30 protein-coding genes are annotated in these 19497 nt (G+C 64.7%); 2 read left to right on the top strand and 28 right to left on the bottom strand.

Annotation, left to right across the window (positions count from 1 at the left end; genetic code table 11):
* Nucleotides 1-27 precede the first annotated feature (27 nt).
* Together rng and ABD017_RS01105 are read right to left on the bottom strand one after the other, a co-directional pair.
* Nucleotides 28-1521, bottom strand: coding sequence for a ribonuclease G (rng, locus tag ABD017_RS01110; protein WP_343879331.1), 1494 nt, complete (start codon nt 1519-1521; stop codon nt 28-30).
* Nucleotides 1522-1674: 153 nt separating this feature from the next.
* Nucleotides 1675-2796, bottom strand: coding sequence for a mechanosensitive ion channel family protein (locus ABD017_RS01105; protein ID WP_343879330.1), 1122 nt, complete (start codon nt 2794-2796; stop codon nt 1675-1677).
* 77 nt (nt 2797-2873) lie between these two features.
* Here ABD017_RS01105 and ABD017_RS01100 point away from each other — a divergent pair, with 77 nt between their 5' ends.
* Together ABD017_RS01100 and ABD017_RS01095 are read left to right on the top strand one after the other, a co-directional pair.
* Complete coding sequence (locus ABD017_RS01100; RefSeq protein WP_343879328.1) at nt 2874-3557, top strand: Dph6-related ATP pyrophosphatase; 684 nt, start codon at nt 2874-2876, stop codon at nt 3555-3557.
* Nucleotides 3557-4072 (top strand): mismatch-specific DNA-glycosylase, encoded by a 516-nt coding sequence (locus ABD017_RS01095; RefSeq protein ID WP_343879326.1) that lies wholly within the window; start codon nt 3557-3559, stop codon nt 4070-4072. The genes ABD017_RS01100 and ABD017_RS01095 overlap by 1 nt, the downstream gene beginning before the upstream one ends.
* A gap of 24 nt (nt 4073-4096) precedes the next feature.
* Here ABD017_RS01095 and ABD017_RS01090 read toward each other — a convergent pair whose 3' ends face one another.
* The 26 genes from ABD017_RS01090 to rpsS form a co-directional block, all read right to left on the bottom strand.
* The gene (locus tag ABD017_RS01090; RefSeq protein WP_343879324.1) at nt 4097-5383 is read right to left on the bottom strand and encodes a cytochrome c; all 1287 of its coding nucleotides are present in this window, start codon (nt 5381-5383) and stop codon (nt 4097-4099) included.
* Nucleotides 5380-6159, bottom strand: coding sequence for a c-type cytochrome (locus tag ABD017_RS01085; RefSeq protein ID WP_343879322.1), 780 nt, complete (start codon nt 6157-6159; stop codon nt 5380-5382). The genes ABD017_RS01090 and ABD017_RS01085 overlap by 4 nt, the downstream gene beginning before the upstream one ends.
* 120 nt (nt 6160-6279) lie before the next feature.
* A complete protein-coding gene (locus tag ABD017_RS01080) occupies nt 6280-7674 on the bottom strand; it encodes a class II 3-deoxy-7-phosphoheptulonate synthase (RefSeq protein ID WP_343879320.1) in 1395 nt (464 codons plus the stop codon).
* Nucleotides 7675-7676: 2 nt separating this feature from the next.
* Nucleotides 7677-8183, bottom strand: coding sequence for a disulfide bond formation protein B (locus ABD017_RS01075; RefSeq protein ID WP_343879318.1), 507 nt, complete (start codon nt 8181-8183; stop codon nt 7677-7679).
* Nucleotides 8184-8363: 180 nt separating this feature from the next.
* On the bottom strand, nt 8364-8747 hold the full coding sequence (gene rplQ, locus ABD017_RS01070) for a 50S ribosomal protein L17 (protein WP_343879316.1): 384 nt from the start codon (nt 8745-8747) through the stop codon (nt 8364-8366).
* A 211-nt stretch (nt 8748-8958) separates the two neighbouring features.
* Nucleotides 8959-9957, bottom strand: a complete 999-nt coding sequence (locus tag ABD017_RS01065) for a DNA-directed RNA polymerase subunit alpha (protein ID WP_056080637.1) — start codon at nt 9955-9957, stop codon at nt 8959-8961.
* 15 nt (nt 9958-9972) lie between these two features.
* Nucleotides 9973-10599, bottom strand: a complete 627-nt coding sequence (gene rpsD / locus ABD017_RS01060) for a 30S ribosomal protein S4 (RefSeq protein ID WP_056080640.1) — start codon at nt 10597-10599, stop codon at nt 9973-9975.
* A gap of 11 nt (nt 10600-10610) precedes the next feature.
* The gene (gene rpsK, locus ABD017_RS01055; RefSeq protein WP_007082196.1) at nt 10611-10997 is read right to left on the bottom strand and encodes a 30S ribosomal protein S11; all 387 of its coding nucleotides are present in this window, start codon (nt 10995-10997) and stop codon (nt 10611-10613) included.
* 12 nt (nt 10998-11009) lie between these two features.
* A complete protein-coding gene (gene rpsM, locus ABD017_RS01050; RefSeq protein ID WP_343879311.1) occupies nt 11010-11366 on the bottom strand; it encodes a 30S ribosomal protein S13 in 357 nt (118 codons plus the stop codon).
* Between the two features lie 126 nt (nt 11367-11492).
* Nucleotides 11493-12815 carry a preprotein translocase subunit SecY gene (gene secY, locus ABD017_RS01045; RefSeq protein WP_343879309.1) on the bottom strand — a complete coding sequence of 441 codons (1323 nt, stop codon included), beginning with the start codon at nt 12813-12815 and terminating at the stop codon, nt 11493-11495.
* 4 nt (nt 12816-12819) lie between these two features.
* A complete protein-coding gene (rplO, locus tag ABD017_RS01040; RefSeq protein ID WP_343880614.1) occupies nt 12820-13257 on the bottom strand; it encodes a 50S ribosomal protein L15 in 438 nt (145 codons plus the stop codon).
* Entirely contained in the window at nt 13257-13457 is a 201-nt protein-coding gene (gene rpmD, locus ABD017_RS01035) for a 50S ribosomal protein L30 (RefSeq protein WP_343879307.1), read from the bottom strand. The genes rplO and rpmD overlap by 1 nt, the downstream gene beginning before the upstream one ends.
* A complete protein-coding gene (gene rpsE / locus ABD017_RS01030; protein WP_136259078.1) occupies nt 13450-13959 on the bottom strand; it encodes a 30S ribosomal protein S5 in 510 nt (169 codons plus the stop codon). Before rpsE ends, rpmD begins: the two co-directional genes overlap by 8 nt.
* Nucleotides 13960-14081: 122 nt before the next feature.
* Nucleotides 14082-14435, bottom strand: coding sequence for a 50S ribosomal protein L18 (gene rplR / locus ABD017_RS01025; protein WP_425543636.1), 354 nt, complete (start codon nt 14433-14435; stop codon nt 14082-14084).
* A 50-nt stretch (nt 14436-14485) separates the two neighbouring features.
* Nucleotides 14486-15013: a 50S ribosomal protein L6 gene (gene rplF / locus ABD017_RS01020; RefSeq protein ID WP_343879304.1), complete on the bottom strand. Its 528-nt coding sequence runs from the start codon at nt 15011-15013 to the stop codon at nt 14486-14488.
* A gap of 10 nt (nt 15014-15023) precedes the next feature.
* The gene (gene rpsH / locus ABD017_RS01015) at nt 15024-15419 is read right to left on the bottom strand and encodes a 30S ribosomal protein S8 (protein WP_343879302.1); all 396 of its coding nucleotides are present in this window, start codon (nt 15417-15419) and stop codon (nt 15024-15026) included.
* Nucleotides 15420-15635: 216 nt separating this feature from the next.
* Nucleotides 15636-15941, bottom strand: coding sequence for a 30S ribosomal protein S14 (gene rpsN, locus ABD017_RS01010; RefSeq protein WP_343879300.1), 306 nt, complete (start codon nt 15939-15941; stop codon nt 15636-15638).
* Nucleotides 15942-15953: 12 nt separating this feature from the next.
* Entirely contained in the window at nt 15954-16496 is a 543-nt protein-coding gene (gene rplE, locus ABD017_RS01005) for a 50S ribosomal protein L5 (protein ID WP_343880610.1), read from the bottom strand.
* Between the two features lie 8 nt (nt 16497-16504).
* The gene (gene rplX, locus ABD017_RS01000; protein ID WP_343879298.1) at nt 16505-16819 is read right to left on the bottom strand and encodes a 50S ribosomal protein L24; all 315 of its coding nucleotides are present in this window, start codon (nt 16817-16819) and stop codon (nt 16505-16507) included.
* A 13-nt stretch (nt 16820-16832) separates the two neighbouring features.
* The gene (gene rplN, locus ABD017_RS00995) at nt 16833-17201 is read right to left on the bottom strand and encodes a 50S ribosomal protein L14 (RefSeq protein ID WP_007082184.1); all 369 of its coding nucleotides are present in this window, start codon (nt 17199-17201) and stop codon (nt 16833-16835) included.
* A gap of 14 nt (nt 17202-17215) precedes the next feature.
* Entirely contained in the window at nt 17216-17497 is a 282-nt protein-coding gene (rpsQ, locus tag ABD017_RS00990; RefSeq protein WP_007082183.1) for a 30S ribosomal protein S17, read from the bottom strand.
* 12 nt (nt 17498-17509) lie between these two features.
* Complete coding sequence (gene rpmC, locus ABD017_RS00985) at nt 17510-17695, bottom strand: 50S ribosomal protein L29 (protein ID WP_343879295.1); 186 nt, start codon at nt 17693-17695, stop codon at nt 17510-17512.
* Nucleotides 17695-18108 (bottom strand): 50S ribosomal protein L16, encoded by a 414-nt coding sequence (gene rplP, locus ABD017_RS00980; protein ID WP_343879293.1) that lies wholly within the window; start codon nt 18106-18108, stop codon nt 17695-17697. The genes rpmC and rplP overlap by 1 nt, the downstream gene beginning before the upstream one ends.
* Before the next feature lie 11 nt (nt 18109-18119).
* Nucleotides 18120-18872, bottom strand: coding sequence for a 30S ribosomal protein S3 (gene rpsC, locus ABD017_RS00975; protein ID WP_343879291.1), 753 nt, complete (start codon nt 18870-18872; stop codon nt 18120-18122).
* A 15-nt stretch (nt 18873-18887) separates the two neighbouring features.
* On the bottom strand, nt 18888-19223 hold the full coding sequence (gene rplV / locus ABD017_RS00970) for a 50S ribosomal protein L22 (RefSeq protein WP_007082179.1): 336 nt from the start codon (nt 19221-19223) through the stop codon (nt 18888-18890).
* The gene (gene rpsS, locus ABD017_RS00965; RefSeq protein WP_007082178.1) at nt 19223-19495 is read right to left on the bottom strand and encodes a 30S ribosomal protein S19; all 273 of its coding nucleotides are present in this window, start codon (nt 19493-19495) and stop codon (nt 19223-19225) included. The genes rplV and rpsS overlap by 1 nt, the downstream gene beginning before the upstream one ends.
* Nucleotides 19496-19497: the final 2 nt, after the last annotated feature.

Here is a 19497-nt window from a genome sequence, read left to right as displayed (position 1 = left end):
GTTCACGCGCAACGGGTCCCGGCGGGTTTACAGCAAAACGACATCAAACTGTTCCTGCGAATAATGCTCTTCAGCCTGAAATCGTATGCTCTTGGAGATGAACTCTTCCAATTCCGCCACCGCGCCGGACTCTTCCTCCAGAATCCGGTTGACCACCGCCGGATTGGCCATCACCAGCAGCTTCTCGGCATCGAACTGGCGTACCGCGCGGGTGATCTCGCGAAAGATTTCGTAGGTGATGGTCTCTGCGGTTTTCAGCACGCCACGGCCGTTGCAGGTGGCGCAGGGCTCGCACAGCTGGCGCGCCAGGCTTTCGGTGGTGCGCTTGCGCGTCATCTCCACCAGCCCCAGCGCGGAAATCGGGTACACGGTGGTCTTGGCGTGGTCGCGCGCCAGGCCCTTGTTGAGCATGCGCAGCACCTGGCGCTTGTGCTCCTCGTCCACCATGTCGATGAAGTCGATGATGATGATGCCGCCCAGATTGCGCAGGCGCAGTTGCCGCGAAGCCGCCTGGGCCGCCTCCAGGTTGGTGCGGTAGACGGTCTCCTCCAGGTTGCGGTTGCCGAGGTAGGCGCCAGTGTTGACGTCGATGGTGGTCATCGCCTCGGTCTGGTCGACGATCAGGTAGCCGCCGGATTTCAGCGGCACTTCCTTGCGCAGCGCGCGCTGCATTTCGTCTTCGGCGCCGTACAGGTCGAAGATCGGCCGCTCGCCGTCGTAGTGCTCGATGCGGTCGTCCAGGCTGGGCATGAACTTGTGCACGAACTTCACCACGTTGTCGTAGGTGGCCTGCGAATCCACCCGCACTTTCTCGATGTCGCTGTTGAGCATGTCGCGCAGGCTGCGCAGCGGCAGGGAGAGCTCCTCGTAGACGCGCTCGCCCGCCTTGGCCTTGGCAATGTTCTCCTGCACCACGCGCCACACCTTGCCCAGGTACGCCACGTCGAATGCCAGCGACTCGGCGCTCTGCCCCTCGGCATTGGTGCGCACGATGTAGCCCGGCCGATTGCCGCCGGGAGTGTCCTCGCCGATCATCGGGCTGAGCACGTCCTTCAGGCGCTGGCGCTCCGCCTCGTCCTCGATGCGCGCGGAAATGCCCAGCGTGCGCGAATACGGCAGCAGCACCAGGTAGCGCGACGGAATGGACAGGTGCGCCGACAGCCTTGCGCCCTTGGTGCTGATCGGGTCCTTGACCACCTGCACCACGATTTCCTGGCCTTCGTGCACCAGTTCGCTGATCGACGGCACGTGGCCGTTGCCGTTCGATTCCGCGCCATCGGCGCCCGCCGCCTGCGGCCTGACGATGTCCGAGGCATGCAGGAACGCCGCGCGCTCCAGCCCGATCTCCACGAACACCGCCTGCATGCCTGGCATGACCCGCTGCACGCGGCCCTTGTAGATATTGCCCACGTAGCCGCGCCTCGATGCGCGCTCGACATGCACTTCCTGCAACATGCCGTTTTCGACCACGCCGACCCGTGTTTCCCGCGGGGTCACGTTGATCAGGATTTCTTCACTCACCGCACACCCCCAGGGACAAGGGTTCTTTATAGCGGGTGGCCGCGGCGGCTGTCGATCCATCGCACGGGCGCTTGTGACGCTATCGAGCCATGCCGGCCATGCGCCACGATGGCCGGGCATGCGAGGTGGGATGACTGCGCATCGATACCGCTCTCAGGGCGAACCCGGCGCCGGCCCGTCGGCCGGTTGCTCCAGCAGCCGACGGGAACGATCCGCGGATGCCACGGCCGTTTCAGCCTGGTGGAACTCGGTGCGGCGCAGCGGCAGATGCTGCGGATAGTTGGCCTGCACGAACGCGATCAGCCCCTCGCGCACGAAACAACGCAGGTCCCAGCCGGTGCCCGAATCGACGGTGCTGACCAGCACGCGCAACTGCATCGCCTGCTCGTTGGCGTCGGTCACCTGCAGCACGCAGACCCGACCGTCCCACTGCGGCGCCTGCTTGCACAACCGCTGCAGTTCCGCGCGCAGCGGCTCCAGCGGCATGCGGTAATCCAGCCACAGGAAGACCGAGCCGATCAGCTGCGAGGTGGTGCGGGTCCAGTTCTGGAACGGGTTCTCGATGAAGTAGTTCAGCGGCACCACCAGCCGCCGCTCGTCCCAGATGCGCACGACGACATAGGTGCCGGTGATTTCCTCGATCCGGCCCCATTCACCCTCGATGATCACCACGTCGTCCAGCCGGATCGGCTGCGCCAGCGCGATCTGCAGGCCGGCGATCAGATTGCCCAGCACCGGCTTGGCGGCAAAACCCAGCGCCAGCCCCGCCACGCCCGCCGACGCCAGCAGGCTGGTTCCGATCTGGCGTACGCCGGGAATCGTCATCAGGGTCAGCGCCGCGCCGATCAGCACCAGGATGACGGCCCCAGCGCGTCCCAGCACCCGGGCCTGCGTCTGCACCCGGCGGGCGCGCAGGTTGTCGGCGGTGTCGAGCGGGAATTCGCGCACCATCCAGCTCTCCAGCGCACCGATGCACGACACGCCCAGCCAGGTGGCGGTGCCGATCAAGGCCGCCAGCAACACGTGCTGTACCACGCCCGGAACCATCGGCGATACGCGCAGCGCAATGGTCAGCGTGATCAGCGGCACCAGCCAGCCCATCGGTGCGCTGGCCCGCCGCAGCATGTCGGCGGCTACATCGTGGCCGCGTGTCAGCCGCCGCAGCACCAGGTAGACCAGGCGATGCAGCAAGGCGCCCAGCAGCAAGGCAGCGACCACGGTGGCGCCCAATCGCGCCCATGGGTGGTCGTTCCAGAAGTCGATCAGGGGAATCATGCGGCCACCTTGGCAGCGCCGGCGTCCACGCCACGTCGTCACCGGCCGATGGACACGGGGCAAGCTAAAGTAGGCCGATGAACGCGCGCCCCATATTGCTGGCCTGGAGTGGCGGCAAGGATTGCCTGCTCGCCCTGCAGCGCTTGCTTGCCGACCCACGCTGGCAGGTCGTGGGCCTGCTCACCACCGTCAACCGCCCCTATCAGCGGGTGGCCATGCATGGCGTGCGGCAAGCGGTGCTGGCCGCGCAAACCGCCGCGCTGGGGCTGCCGCTGGTGGAGGTGGCATTGGACTGGCCGGGCAGCAACGAAGCCTACGAAAAGGCGCATGCCGAGGCGCTGGCGCAAGCGCAATGTCGCTGGCCCGGCTTGCGCCACTGCGCCTTCGGCGACCTGTTCCTTGAGGACGTGCGCGACTATCGGGTGCGCCAGCTCGGCCGCGAAAACTGGCGCGCGGTGTTTCCGCTGTGGGGCGAGGACACCGCGCAGTTGGCGCGGCGCTTCGTCAGCGAGGGCCATCGTGCACGGTTGTGCTGCGTCGACACCCAGCAGCTGCACGCGGACTTCTGCGGCCGCGACTACGATGCGGCGCTGCTCGATGCGCTCCCGGCCGGTGTCGACCCTTGCGGCGAACGCGGCGAGTTCCATACGCTGAGCTATGCCGGGCCACTGTTTCGCCAACCGCTGAAGTTGAACCGCGGGGAATCGGTGCTGCGCGATGGCCGCTTCCAGTTCACCGATTTCCTGCTCGCGGACACGTGATGGCGGCCGACGCCGACGTGATCCTGCCCGACGTGCTGGAACCAGGCCTGAATCTGGTGTTCTGCGGCACCGCCGCCGGCAAGCGCTCGGCCGCCGAACGCGCCTACTACGCGCATCCGGGCAACCTGTTCTGGCGCGCGCTGCACGAGGCAAAGCTCACGCCACGGCGGCTGGCGCCAAGCGAGTTTCCGCTCCTGCCCGGCTTCGGCATCGGCCTGACCGACCTGGCCAAGCACCACAGCGGCAATGACGACCAACTGCCGCCCGATGCCTTCGAGGTGCCGTCGCTGCACGCCAAGATCGTCGCCTATGCCCCGCGCGTGCTGGCCTTCACCAGCAAGCATGCCGCGCGCGCCGCGTTGGGCCATCCGGTGGATTACGGCTTGCAGGCCGGGCGCATTGGTGCGACCCGATTGTTCGTGCTGCCGTCGCCGTCAGGCCAGGCGCGCGGGCACTGGAAGATCGAGCACTGGCTGGCGCTGGGGCGACTGGTGGAGGCCATGCGCCACGCGTGAAGCCGGTGCGTCCACGCCGGCGCGTCAATCGATCGGCGTGTGGCGGTAGGTGCTCACTTCCGAGGGGCGCACTGCCGACGCCTTGTTCGACCACGACTGGCGAATGTAGCTGACCACCGTCGCCACTTCCTCGTCGTTGAGTTCCTGCGCGTAGGGCGGCATCGAATACGGACGCGGGTTGCCCGCCGTGACCGGCGCAAAACCGCCCAGCAGCACGGTGCGGATCGCATTGATGCCGGTCGGCTCGTTGACCGAGGTATTGCCGTCCAGCGGCGGATAGATGCCCGCCACGCCGCGACCGTCCACCCCATGGCAGTCCGCGCATCGATCGGCATACAGCTCCGCGCCCTTCTTCCGATCGAACGATACGTGCGACACCGCCGCCTCCGCCGCCGGGCGCGCCGGCAGGGATTGCAGGTAGGTGGCAATCGCCTCCAGATCCGTATCGGTCATGTGCTGGGTGCTCTTGCGCACCACGTCCGCCATGGGGCCAAACGCGGCGCCCTTGGCCGACTGGCCGGTCTTGAGCAAATCCACGATGTCGCGCGTGCTCCACCCTTCCAGCCCGCCGCCCGGCCTGGCGCTCAGGTCGGGGGCGTACCAGTTCTGCTCGGGTATCTGGCCGCCGGTCAGCGTGTGGTCGGGCGAAAGCCCGCCGAGGGCGTCGCGCGTGGCATGGCATTCGTTGCAATGCCCCAGGCCCTGCACCAGATAGGCGCCGCGGTTCCATTGCGCCGATTGCGCGGGGTCGGCTTGATAGACACCGGGCTTGAAATACAGCGCGCGCCACGCCGCAAGGCTGCGGCGCACGCTGTACGGGAAGCGCAACGACGGCGCCTCGGACGTCTGTCGCACCGGCGCCAGCGACTGCAGGTAGGCGAAGATCGCCAGCGCGTCGTCCGGCGTGACCTTGGTAAACGAGGTGTAGGAAAACACCGGATACAGCAGCTCGCCGTGGCGTCCCTTGCCCAGGTGCAATGCGCGCCAGAAATCCTCGAAACTCCAGCGACCCAGGCCAGTGTCCGGATCGGGCGTGATGTTGGGTGCCGGCACGTTGCCGAACGGCGTGGCCAGCGAGCGGCCGCCCGCATAGCGGACGCCGCCCTTGCGGGTATGACAAGCCGCGCAATCGCCGACCGTGGCAAGGTATTGGCCACGCGCGATCAGCGCGGGATCACGCAGCGTGGCGGCGCTCACCCGTGTCGCGGCGGATTGCGGCGGGCGTTCCCTGGGCGAGCGGAAGAACAGCCATGCCACCAAGGCCGCGGCCACCACTACGACCACCAGCAAACCGGCAAGCCAGCGCTTCATGGCGTGGCTCCCGCCGCGGCCACGCACCAGCCCGGCAGTGTGTGCTTCTGCGGATCGGCCGGCTGCGCATGCATGTCGGTCGGCGGCGGCAGGCCGCCCAGCCAAGCGGCCACCGCCGTGATGTCCGAATCACGCAACCGGGTGGCCACGATCGCCATGCAATCGGGCGATTTCGCCGCGCGCGTATGCGTGCGCCAGGAGCCGATCTGCGCGCTGACGTAATCGTAGGAAAGCCCGGCCAGGCCCGGTATCGCCGGTTCAACGCCGGTCAGCCGCTCACCGTGACAGCTGACGCACGAGGGGATGCCGCGGGTCGAATCGCCGCGTTCCACCAGTTGCTTGCCGCGCTCCATGACCGCCGCGGAAACCGAAGGCACCGGCGAAGCGTGGTAAGGCGCTTCCTGTGCGGAAAAATAGGCGGCGATCTCTTCCATGTACGCCGGGCTCAGCTGGCGCACGGTGTATTCCATCGGCGCGTACTTGCGCAGCCCGTCCTGGAAATAGGCAAGCTGCTGCGCCAGATACGCCGCCGGCTTGCCGGCCAGCCGCGGAAACACGCCACTGCCCGGCGAGCCCTCGCCGTGCACGCCATGGCAGGTGGTGCAGGCCTTGATGCGTTGCTGGAGCGTATCGGGGACCGCCGCCTGCGCGACCGTGGCAGGCGCGGGGTCGGCCGCCCATACGGCGGCACAGGGCACGCAGGCGACAAGCAACGCGATCACGGCGCGCGAAGCCCGACGGGAAACTGCGGAACGCGGCTCGACAAACCAGTTCATCCGCCGATTATAGAACCGCCGCCACGTCCGATCGGGACGTCGAGGGCAAACCCGGGGCCAACCGCGACGTCGTGCCGCAGTCCTGCCGCCATCCCATCCCCGGGGGCACGCCACAACGTTTCAGCCGTGTGCAGGAACTCGCCCGTTCGACTTGCGCACGATCAGCATGGCCATTTCCAGCGACTGCTCGTAATTCAGGCGCGGATCCACCATCGACTTGTAGGCGCGATCCAGATCGGCGTCGACCAGGCCACGCGCGCCGCCGGTGCATTCGGTAACGTCCTCCCCGGTCAGCTCCAGATGCACGCCGCCCAGGCGCGTACCCGCCGCCGCGTGGATGTCGAAGGCCTGGTCGAGCTCGCCGCTGATGTTGGCAAAGCGCCGCGTCTTGTAGCCGTTGGAGGTGCTTTCGGTATTGCCATGCATGGGGTCGGCCACCCACAGCACGCGCCGGCCTTCGCGCTTGACCGCCTGCAGCAGGGGCGGCAGCGCCTGGGCAATCTTCGTGTTGCCCATGCGATGGATCAGCGTGAGCCTGCCCGGCTCGTCGTCGGGATTGAGCACGTCGATCAGCGGCAGCAACTGGTCCGGCGTCACGGTCGGGCCCACTTTCACCGCCACCGGATTGCGGATGCCGCGGAAATACTCCACATGCGCGCCATCCAGCGCGGCCGTGCGCATGCCGATCCAGGGAAAATGGGTGGAGAGGTTGAACCAGCCCGGGTTGCGCGGCACTTCCCGCGTCAACGCCTGCTCGTAGTGCAGCAGCAGCGCCTCATGCGAAGTGAAGAAATCCACCTTGGAGAAACCGGCGATCGGCCCGGCCAGCGTTTCCATGAACTGCAGGGAGTCGCCGATGGCCGCCACCATCTGCCGATACTCGGCCGCCCAGGGCGAGTGCTCCACCCAGGCCAGGTCCCAATACTCGGGATGGCGCAGGTCGGCGAATCCGCCGTCGATCAGCGCACGCACGAAGTTCATCGTCAACGCGGAATGCGCGTGCGCCTGGATCAGACGTTGCGGATCAGGCCGGCGTGCGGCGCTGGTGAACGCCGGGCTGTTGACCAGGTCGCCCCGGAAGCTGGGCAGGCTCACGCCGTCACGCGTTTCCATGTCCGCCGAGCGCGGCTTCGCATATTGACCGGCAAAACGCCCGACCCGCAGTACCGGCTTCTTCAGGCCATGCACGAGCACCAGGCTCATCTGCAGCAGCACCTTCAACCGGTTCGAAATGATCGGGCTGCTGCAGTCGGCAAAGCTCTCGGCGCAATCGCCGCCTTGAAGCAGGAATCGACGCCCGTCCTGCGCCTCGGCCAGCGCCTGCTTCAGCGCCAGCACCTCCCACGAGGTCACCAGCGGCGGCAAGGTCGCCAGGTGCGCGGTGGCCTCGGCCAGTTCGGCCGCGTCCTCGTAATGCGGTTGCTGGAGCGCTTCGTGCCGTTGCCACGATGCCGGCGTCCACGATGCCGGCGCCGTCGGGTGGCTGCTCGCGTTTCCCGCCGACCCGGTCCGCACGATCACTGCTCCACCGCGCGGCGACGGCTTGCCACGATCGCCAGCGCGGCCAGCAACAGGAACCACAACAGGCTCCACGCCGGCATCGGCAAGCCCAGGATCGGTTCCACCTTGGCGCACTCGCCCGAACCGGTGAACACCAGCTTCAGCATCTTGCCCAGCGGAAATGCATCGAACAGATAGCCGATCCCGGGGCCGCAGGACGGCACCTGGTCGGGCGGCAGCGTTTGCAGCCACAGATGCCGACCGGCGGTAATCACCCCGCCCAACCCGCTCAGCAGCACCAGAGCGGCATACGTCCATCGGCCCGGGCGCCCGGCCGGCGCGTGCAACCCGCCCAGCAGGAAAAAGAGGCCCATCGCCAGGAAGGCGATGCGCTGAAACACGCACAGCGGGCAAGGCACCATGCCAAGGCCATATTCGGCGTACAGGGCGAAGGCCAGCAAACCGACGCAAACACAAAAACCGACGAGGAAACCGACGCGATACGACCAGCGAAGTGGATTCATGGCATCTAGCTGCATGGTGAATTCCTGACATTAACGGTTCGTGCGGATGCTGTCAGCATGCCGGGCCGCCGGGACTACCTGATCACGCTGGCAACGAACAGAGCGCGCCTTCGACAAACAAAAACCCCGGAAGGTTGCCCAACCGGGGTCTCGTGTCTGGACGTCTGGATGTCCGCGCGATCAGTCGGCGTCGACGGCCTCTGCCTGCGGGCGACCCACCAGTTCGACGTACGCCATCGGCGCATTGTCGCCGGGGCGGAAGCCGCACTTGAGGATGCGCAGGTAGCCACCGGGACGCTCGCGGTAGCGCGGGCCCAGTTCGACGAACAGCTTGCCCACCGCTTCCTTGTCGCGCAGGCGCGAGAAGGCCAGGCGGCGGTTGGCAACGCCATCGGTCTTGGCCAGCGTGATCAGCGGCTCGGCCACGCGGCGAAGCTCCTTCGCCTTGGGCAGGGTGGTACGAATCAGCTCGTGCTTGAACAGCGACGAGGCCATGTTCTTGAACATGGCTTCGCGATGGCTGCTGGTGCGGTTGAGCTTGCGTCCGGCATATTGGTGGCGCATGGTGGAAAACTCTCTGTCTGTTGTTATGAAAAGCCGGCACCTGCGTCCGGCTTTCCGCGGATTACCCGCTTGTATGAGCCCCATCGGAGCAGGCTCTTATGAAGAGTGCGGCCATGGATGGCCGCTTTTGGTGCTCGGCCAGAGCGTTAAACACACTCCGGCCGATATCTTGCAACTGCAGCGATCAAGGATCGATCGCACAAACAACTCATCAACCCAACTGCATGCCGTGGGACAAGCCCGGCGGCGGCCAGTTTTCGAGCTTCATGCCCAGGGCCAGGCCACGACCACCCAGCACGTCCTTGATTTCGGTCAGCGACTTCTTGCCCAGGTTGGGCGTCTTCAGCAGCTCGACCTCGGTCTTCTGCACCAGATCGCCGATGTAGTAGATGCTCTCGGCCTTCAGGCAGTTCGCCGAACGCACGGTGAGCTCCAGGTCGTCGATCGGACGCAGCAGCAGCGGATCGAAACCGCTCTTCTCGGCGGTGCTGATGTCGTTCTCGCGACGCGAGAAATCGCCAAAGACCGACAACTGGTCGTTGATGATCTCGGCCGCCTTGCGCACCGCATCCTCGGCGTTGATGGTGCCGTTGGTCTCGATGTCGAGGACCAGCTTGTCCAGGTTGGTGCGCTGCTCGACGCGAGCGGCATCCACCTCGTAGGCGACGCGCAACACGGGGGCAAACGACGCATCCAGCTGCAGCCGACCGATCGGGCGCGCCTCGTCATCCGGATGCTGGCGCGCGCTGGCCGGCTGGTAGCCGACGCCGCGACGCACCTTCAGGCGCATGTTGAGGGCGATGTCCTTGGTCAGGTGGCAGATCACGTGCTCGGGGTTGATGATCTCCACCGAGTGATCGACGGCGATGTCGCCGGCGGTGACCACGCCCTTGCCCTTCTTGGACAGCGTGAGGGTGACCTCATCGCCGGTGTGCTGACGAATCGCCACTTCCTTCAGGTTGAGCAGGACTTCGATCACGTCCTCCTGCAGACCCTCGAGGGTGGTGTACTCGTGCAGCACGCCATCGATTTCCACCTCGACGATGGCGCTGCCAGGGATCGAGGAGAGCAGCACGCGACGCAGCGCGTTGCCCAGGGTGTGGCCAAAGCCACGCTCGAGCGGCTCGACCACCACCTTGGCGCGGTTGGCTCCGAGCTGTTCGACGCTGAGGCCACGAGGCCGCAGCACGCTAGTTGACGAAACTGCCATGCAGAGCTCCGGTAATTACTTCGAGTAAAGCTCGATGATCAATGCTTCATTGATGTCGGACGGCAGGTCGCCGCGATCCGGCACCGACTTGAACGTACCTTCAAATTTCTTGGCATCGACCTCGACCCAGATCGGACGCAGGTCCATGGTGTCGAACACGGTTGCCGCCTCCTGCACGCGCAGTTGGCTGCGCGCCTTCTCAGTCAGTGCAATCGCGTCGCCGGGACGAACCTGGTACGAGGGAATATTCACTTTCTTGCCGTTCACCAGGATCGCCTTGTGGGCGACCAGCTGACGGGCCTGGGCGCGGGTGACCGCGAAACCCATCCGGTAGACGACGTTGTCCAGGCGGCTCTCGAGCAGGCGCAGCAGGTTTTCACCCGTGTTGCCCTTGAGGGTGGTCGCCTTGGTGTAGTAGTTGCTGAACTGGCGCTCGAGCACGCCGTAGATGCGCTTGACCTTCTGCTTCTCGCGCAACTGCACAGCGTAGTCGGACATGCGCATGCGCTTGTTGGCGCCATGCTGGCCGGGCTTGTTTTCCAGCTTGCACTTGGAGTCCAGCGCGCGCGCCGGGCTCTTCAGGTTGAGATCCGCACCCTCGCGACGGGCGAGTTTGCAGGTAGCTCCACGATAACGGGCCATGGGTATGCTCCTTAGACTCGACGCTTCTTGGGGGGACGGCAGCCGTTGTGCGGGATCGGCGTGACGTCGATGATGTTGAGCACCTTGAAGCCCAACGCGTTCAGCGAGCGCACGGCCGATTCGCGACCCGGGCCGGGGCCCTTGATCCGCACTTCGACGGTCTTGACGCCATACTCGCCAGCCACGCGACCGGCCTTCTCGGCGGCGACCTGGGCAGCGAACGGGGTCGACTTGCGCGAGCCACGGAAACCGGCGCCGCCGGCGGTAGCCCACGACAAGGCGTTGCCCTGGCGATCGGTGATGGTGACGATGGTGTTGTTGAAGGAGGCCTGCACGTGCGCCACCGCGTCGGTGACGACCCGCTTGATCTTCTTCTTTGCTTTTACCGGCTTGGCCATATTCGGAATCCGTTACTTCTTGATCGCGCGACGGGGACCCTTGCGGGTGCGTGCGTTGGTACGCGTGCGCTGACCGCGCACAGGCAGGCCACGACGATGGCGCAGGCCACGGTAGCAACCAAGATCCATCAGACGCTTGATGGCAATACCCACCTCGCGACGCAGATCACCTTCGACAATGTACTTGCCGATCTCGTGGCGGATTTTCTCCACCTCACCCTCGCTGAGGGATTTGATCTGGGTGGTGGGAACCACGCCAGCATCCACGCAGACCTTCTTGGCCCGGCTGCGGCCGATACCGTAAATGCTCTGCAGACCGACCCAGACATGTTTCTGGACCGGCAAATTGACACCCGCGATGCGCGCCATGATGTTCTTTCTCCGATGCGTTTCGTGCGCGGTAAACGCGCAATTCTAACCTGAATTACACTGTCCGGAAAGCCCTGCGGCACCGCGGTGCCGCCACCTCCCGACTTCGAACCCGCCACACGCAGCTCAACTGCGGCGAAGGTTGGCCTTCTTGAGCAGACTTTCGTACTGATGACTGACCAGGTGCGCCTGGATCTGCGACGTGAAGTCCATCACCACCACCACCACGATCAGCAGCGACGTGCCGCCGAAGTAGAACGGTACGTGCCAGAAGCTCTGCATGAACGACGGCACCAGACACACCAGCACCAGATACAGGGCACCCACACCGGTCAGGCGCGTCATCACCGCGTCGACGTAGCTGGCGGTGGCCCGACCCGGGCGGATACCCGGAATCAGCGCGCCCGACCGCTTCAGGTTGTCGGCGGTCTCGTCGGCGTTGAAGACGATCGCCGTATAGAAGAACGCGAAGCCGATCACCAGTATCGAGTAGACGATGTCGTAAAGCGGCTCGCCCGGGTTCAACGACTGGGTCAGCTCCTGCAGCCAGCGCGCCTGATGCCCGGTACCGAACCAGGTAATCGCGGTTGCCGGGAACATCAGCAGGCTGGACGCGAAGATCGGCGGGATCACGCCCGACATGTTGATCTTCAGCGGCAGGTGCGAGCTCTGGTTCTGATAGGCGTTCTGGCCGCCACCGCGCCGCGCGTAATTCACGGTGATGCGCCGTTGCGCACGCTCCATGAACACCACGAAGGCGGTCACCGCCAGCACCAGCGCAAACACCATCAGCAGCTTGAGCACCGACAACTCGCCGTTGCTGGCCATGCCCAGCGTATGCACCACCGCTTCGGGCAGGCCCGCGACGATGCCGGCGAAGATCAGCAGCGAAATGCCGTTGCCGATGCCGCGCTCGGTCATCTGCTCGCCCAGCCACATCAGGAACATGGTTCCCGCGGTAAGCCCGATCACCGACGCCATGATGAAGCCGAAGCCCGGATGGTAGACCACCGGCGCCCCGCCGGCGGCAACCTGCTTCTGCAGCGCCACCGCGATACCGAACGACTGGAACAATGCCAGCCCCACCGTACCGAAGCGCGTGTACATCGTCATCTTGCGCTTGCCGGACTCGCCTTCCTTGCGCAAGGCCTGCAGGCTTGGCACCACCGATCCCATCATCTGGATCACGATCGACGCGGAGATGTACGGGATCACGCCGAGCGCGAATACCGAAAACCGCTCCAGTGCACCGCCCGAGAACATGTTGAACATGTCCATCAGGCCGTTGCCGTTGACCAGGCTCGTCATCGCCGCCGGGTTGACACCGGGCACCGGAATGAACGAGCCCAGGCGGAACACCACCAGCGCGCCGATCACGAAGAAGATGCGCTGGCGGAGCTCCGTCAGCTTGCCGAGCTTGCCGAGTGCATTGCCCTTGGCTGCTGCCACCGTCTTACTCCACGCTGCCGCCGGCCGCCTCGATGGCCGCCTTGGCGCCAGCGGTAGCCAGCAGGCCGGACAGCTTCACGGCGCGACCGATCTCGCCCTTCAGGACGACCTTGACCTTCTTGGCGCGGCTGTTGATCAGGCCGGCCTGATGCAGCGCAACGACGTCGATCACGTCAGCCTTGAGGCTGGCCAGCTGGTACAGGAACACTTCCTGGCTGCCGACCTTCAGCTTGGAACGGAAGCCGACCTTCGGCATCCGGCGGTTCAGCGGCATCTGGCCGCCTTCGAAACCGTACTTGTGGGTGCCGCCCGCGCGGGCATGCTGACCCTTGTGACCGCGACCGGCGGTCTTGCCCAGGCCCGAACCGATGCCGCGACCGACGCGCAGGCGCGTCTTGCGGGAACCGGCGGCCGGCTTGATGTCATTCAGACGCATGATGATTACTCCTCGACCCGGACCAGGTAGTAGACCGTGTTGATCAGGCCACGAACCTGCGGGCTGTCCTTCAATTCGCGGACATCATTGACCTTGCCCAGACCCAGCGCCTTCACGCTGAGCCGGTGACGCGCCTGCACGCCACGCAGGCCCTTGACCAGGCGCACGCGCACGGTCTTGTCGGCGGTTGCTTGAGACTTAGCCATTGCCGAGCACCTCTTCCAGGGACTTGCCACGCTTGGCGGCGATCTTCTTGGGCGAGGCGACCGCCTGCAGACCCTTGATGGTGGCGCGCACCAGGTTGATCGGATTGCGCGAACCGACCGCCTTGGCCAGCACGTTCTTGACGCCGACCACTTCCAGCACGGCACGCATGGCGCCGCCGGCAATCACGCCGGTACCTTCGGAAGCGGGCTGCATGTAGACGCGGGCCGCACCGTGGTTGGCCTTGATGGCATACCACAACGTGCCGTTGTTCAGCTCGATGTTCACCATCTGGCGGCGCGCACGCTCCATCGCCTTGGAGATGGCCACCGGCACTTCGCGCGCCTTGCCATAGCCAAAGCCGACCTTGCCCTCGCCGTCGCCGACTACCGTCAGCGCGGTGAAACTCATCTGGCGGCCACCCTTGACGGTCTTGGCCACGCGGTTGACGGCAATCAGCTTTTCGAGCAGGCCGTCCGAATTTTCGCGATCATTGGAAGACATTTATCGATTCCGTATGCCCGGATCATCCGGGACTTTGCTTGCGGCTGAGCCGCTTGGAGTTGTAGATGTCGCTGGCGGTACCGACACGCCCAAAGGGCAATGTCGAACCAAATGCTGCTTTCTCAGAATTTCAGGCCCGCTTCGCGAGCGGCCTCGGCCAGCGCCTTGATGCGACCGTGATAGCGGAAACCGGAGCGGTCGAACGCCACCGATTCGATACCGGCAGCCCGGGCGCGCTCGGCCACGGCCTTGCCCACCGCCGCGGCGGCGGCCAGGTTCTTGGTGCCCTTCAGGCCTTCGGCCACCGACTTCTGCAACGTCGAGGCGGCTGCCACCACGTTGGCGCCGGAAGCATCGAACACCTGCGCGTACAGATGCTGGCCGGAGCGATGCACCGACAGGCGCGCAACCGCCAGCTTGCGGATGTGCGCGCGGGTGGACTTGGCGCGGCGCAGACGACTTTCGTTCTTGTTCATCGTTATATCTCCAGGAAGCGGATCGACTTGTATGAGTGTGGTTGACTCACTTAAGCCTTCTTGGCTTCCTTCATCGTGATCTTCTCACCGGCATAGCGGACGCCCTTGCCCTTGTACGGCTCGGGCGGACGGAAGCCGCGGATCTTGGCCGCTACCTGGCCGACGCGCTGCTTGTCGCTGCCCTTGATGAGGACTTCGGTCTGCGTCGGCGTCTCGATGCTGATGCCCTCGGGCGCATCGAACACCACCGGGTGGGAGAACCCGAGGCTGAGGTTCAGCGACTTGCCGGCCATCGAGGCGCGGTAACCCACGCCGACCAGCTCCAGCTTGCGCTCGTAACCGTCGGAGACACCCTTGACCATGTTGGCCAGCAACGCGCGCGCGGTGCCGCCGAACATGTCGTCGGTGCCCTCGGCGAGGCTGATGGTGGCAACGCCATTGTCCACCGCCACCGAAACGCCCGGCAGGTGATGAACGGACAAGGTACCCTTCGGGCCCTTCACCGAAATGTTCTCGGCACCCACGACCAGTTCCACGCCCTTGGGCAGGGTGATCGGCTGTTTGGCTACTCGTGACATGATCGACTCCTTATGCCACTTGGCCAATGACTTCGCCGCCCAGACCCTTGGCACGGGCCTGTGCGTCGGTCAGCAGACCGGCGGAAGTCGAAATGATGGAAATACCCAGACCCCCGAGTACCTTGGGCAGCTCGTCCTTGCCGCGATACACACGCAGGCCGGAGCGGCTGACACGGGAGATGGTCTCGATGGCAGGCGCGCCGTCGAAGTACTTGAGCTGGATCTCGAGTACCGGCTTGCCTTCCTCGGCTGAGGTCTTGAAATCGAGGATGTAGCCCTCGTTCTTGAGAAGGTTGGCGATCGCCACCTTCAACTTCGACGACGGTATACGGACGGACGGCTTGCCCATGGCCTGGGCATTGCGCACGCGCGTAAACAGATCGGCGATGGGATCAGTCATGCTCATGAAAACATCCTTCAGAGTGCACCGATATCCGATAAAACCGGAAATCAATCAGATTGTGAGCCGGCAAAGACGCCGGCCTGCGTTGCGCAGACCGACGACTATATCAGCTTTATCAGGTTTTAGCGAACGTCGATGCGGTAGTCGCATCAGCGGTGGCGACATGCCAGCGCATGGCTCGGCGCCGGGGCCCATGCCCCGCCGCCGGCTCGAATCGAATTACCAGCTGGCCTTGCGCAGGCCCGGCACGTCGCCGCGCATGGTCGCTTCACGCAGCTTGTTGCGGCCCAGGCCGAACTTCGCATAGACGGCGCGCGGACGGCCGGTCAGTGCGCAACGCGTACGCTGGCGCACCGGGCTGGCGTCACGCGGCAGCTTCTGCAGCTTGCCCTGGGCGTCCATCTTCTCCTCGTAGGAGGCGGTGGTGCTCAGCACGATAGCCTTCAGTTCGGCGCGCTTGGCGGCGTACTTCTGGGCGAGTTTGGTCCGCTTGATGTCGCGGTTCACCATTGATGTCTTTGCCATGGATTGCGCCTGTCAGTTGCGGAACGGGAAGCTGAACGCGGCCAGCAAGGCCTTGGCTTCGTCGTCGGTCTTGGCGGTGGTGGTGATGGAGATATCCATACCGCGCAGCGCGTCGACCTGGTCGAAATCGATCTCCGGGAAGATGATCTGTTCCTTGACGCCGAAGTTGTAGTTGCCGCGGCCGTCGAACGCCTTCGCCGACACGCCGCGGAAGTCGCGCACGCGCGGCAGCGAGATGTTGATCAGGCGATCCATGAACTCCCACATCTGGGCACGGCGCAAGGTGACCTTGCAGCCGATCGGCCAGCCGTCGCGGATCTTGAACGAGGCCACGGAAACGCGCGCCTTGGTCGTGATCGGCTTCTGGCCGGAAAGCTTGGCCATGTCGGCCACGGCATTTTCCAGCACCTTCTTGTTGCCGGCCGCTTCGCCCACGCCCATGTTCAGCGTGATCTTGGTGATGCGGGGAACCTGCATCACGTTCTGGTAGCCGAACTGCTCGGTGAGCTTCGGCACTACCTGCTCTTTATAAAACTTTTCAAGGCGCGTCATGATCGTGTTCCTTACGCGTCCACGACCTCGCCATTCGAACGGAACACGCGGACCTTGCGCCCATCTTCGAGCGTTTTGATGCCGACGCGTTCACCCTTGTTCGTGGCGGGGTTGAACAGCTGCACATTGGAGAGATGGATCGAAGCTTCACGCTCGACGATACCGCCAGCCTGGTTGGCCTGCGGGTTCGGCTTGGTGTGGCGCTTGACCAGATTCACGTTGGAGACGAACACGCGCTCGCCTGCAACACGCAGCACATCGCCGCGTTGGCCCTTGTTCTTGCCGGTGATCACCAGGACCTGATCACCTTTACGGATACGGTTCATGTCTTGACTCCGCTCAGAGCACTTCAGGCGCGAGGGAGACGATCTTCATGAACTTCTCGCTGCGCAGCTCGCGGGTAACCGGCCCGAAAATACGGGTGCCGATCGGCTCGAGCTTGTTGTTGAGGAGGACCGCTGCATTGCCGTCGAAACGGATCAGCGAACCATCGGGACGGCGCACACCCTTGGCGGTACGGACCACCACGGCGCTGTACACCTCGCCCTTCTTCACCTTGCCGCGGGGAATCGCATCCTTCACGGTGACCTTGATGACATCGCCGATCGCGGCATAACGGCGCTTCGAACCGCCAAGCACCTTGATGCACATCAGTTCCTTCGCGCCGCTGTTGTCCGCCGCGGAGAGCGTGCTTTGCACCTGAATCATGTCTGCACCCTCCCTTAGACGCTGGCGCGCGTGATGATTTCGACCACACGGTGATGCTTGGTCTTGGACAGCGGACGGCACTCGGCGATACGCACGAGATCGCCCTCGTTCGCACCCAGGTCGTCCTGCGCGTGCAGCTTGGTCGAACGACGGATGATCTTGCCCAGCAGCCAATGCTGCACCTGGCGCTCGACCAGCACGGTGACCGTCTTGTTCATCTTGTTGCTGGTCACGCGACCCTCGAGGGTGCGCGCCTGCTTCGCTTCTGCTTGAACTTCTTGATTGTTGGCGCTCATCTCGGCTGTCCCTTACTTCTTGCCGCCGAGCACGAACTTCGTGCGGGCGATGTCACGCCGAACGCGGCGAAGCTGGTGCGGCTGGGTGAGCTGGCCGGAACCCTTCTGCATGCGCAGATTGAACTGCTCCTTGCGCAGGTCCAGCAGGTGCTGCTTCAACTCGTCGACCGACTGGTTATTGATATCTTTGCTGGCCATCACATCACCGCCCTGGTCACGAACTGGGTCTGCACGGACAGCTTCGCCGCCGCCAGACGGAACGCCTCACGCGCCGTGGCCTCGTCGAGACCCTCGATCTCGTAAAGCATGCGGCCGGGCTGGATCTGGGCAACCCAGAACTCGACGCTGCCCTTGCCGGCACCCATGCGCACTTCGATCGGCTTCTTGGTGATCGGCTTGTCGGGGAACACGCGGATCCACAACTTGCCGCCGCGCTTGACGTAGCGGGTGATGCAACGACGTGCGGCCTCGATCTGACGCGCGGTGATCGCGCCATGCGTGATCGCCTTCAGGCCGTACTCGCCGAAGCTGACGAGGTTGGCGCACTGGGCCAGACCGTCGTTGCGGCCCTTGAACTGCTTGCGGTATTTGGTTCGCTTAGGTTGCAACATGGCAACTCTCCTTACTTCGCAGACCGCTCGCGGCGGCCGTCACCGGCCTCGCGACGCGAATCGTTACGACGACCTTCGCCACCCTCGCGGCGCGGCTGCGACGGCTCGTCCTTCGACTCCTGGGTGGCGGCGGCGAGATCGAAAATCTCGCCCTTGAAGATCCACACCTTGATGCCGATGATGCCGTAGGTGGTGTTCGCCTCGGCGAAGCCGTAGTCGATGTCGGCACGCAGCGTATGCAGCGGCACGCGACCTTCGCGGCTCCATTCGGAACGGGCGATCTCGGCGCCGTTCAGACGACCGGATACGTTGATCTTGACGCCCAGCGCACCCAGGCGCATCGCGTTGCCGACCGAGCGCTTCATCGCGCGGCGGAACATGATGCGGCGCTCCAGCTGCTGCGCGATCGACTCGGCCACCAGCTGCGCGTCGAGCTCGGGCTTGCGCACTTCGCTGACGTTGATGTGCGTCGGGACGCCCATCATGTCGCTGACTTCCTTGCGCAGCTTCTCGATATCCTCGCCCTTCTTGCCGATCACCACGCCCGGGCGGGCCGTGTGGATCGTCACGCGCGCGGTCTTGGCCGGGCGCTCGATCTGGATCTTCGAGATGCCGGCCTGGGCCAGCTTCTTCTTCAGCATGTCGCGAACCTTGATGTCCGCCACGAGGTACGTGGCGTAATCACGCTTGTTCGCATACCACTTCGAGTTCCAGTCCTTGGCAATGCCGAGGCGGATACCGGTGGGATGAACTTTATGACCCATCGTCTATATCCTCGGTCAGTTGCCAACAACCACAGTGATGTGGCTGGTGCGTTTCAGGATGCGCGAACCGCGGCCCTTGGCCCGTGCGTACATGCGCTTCATCGCCGGACCCTCGTCGACGAAGATGCTGGACACCTTCAGTTCGTCGACGTCGGCGCCGAGGTTGTTCTCGGCATTGGCGACGGCCGACAGCAGCACCTTGCGAACGAGGTGTGCCGCCTTCTTGTTGGTGTAGGTGAGCACGTCGCTGGCCCGGCCCACGGGAAGCCCGCGGACGAGATCAGCCACCAGGCGTGCCTTTTGCGCCGAGATGCGGGCGCCACGCAGGATCGCTTTGGCTTCAGTGCTCATCACTTGCCCTTCTTGTCGCCGACATGGCCCTTGAACGTCCGGGTCACCGCGAACTCGCCGAGCTTGTGCCCGACCATGTTCTCGTTGATCAGAACGGGCACGTGCTGACGGCCGTTGTGGATGGCGATGGTCAAGCCGACCATTTCCGGCAGGATCATCGAGCGGCGCGACCAGGTCTTGATCGGACGCTTGTTGTTGGCGGAAACCGCAGCTTCCACCTTCTTCACGAGGTGAAGGTCGACGAACGGACCTTTCTTCAGAGAGCGAGGCATGT

The sequence above is a fragment of the Rhodanobacter caeni genome (assembly GCF_039523575.1).
Lineage (GTDB): Bacteria > Pseudomonadota > Gammaproteobacteria > Xanthomonadales > Rhodanobacteraceae > Rhodanobacter > Rhodanobacter caeni.
Note: the sequence above shows the minus strand (reverse complement) of the source record. Positions and strands in the feature narration are given on the sequence as shown.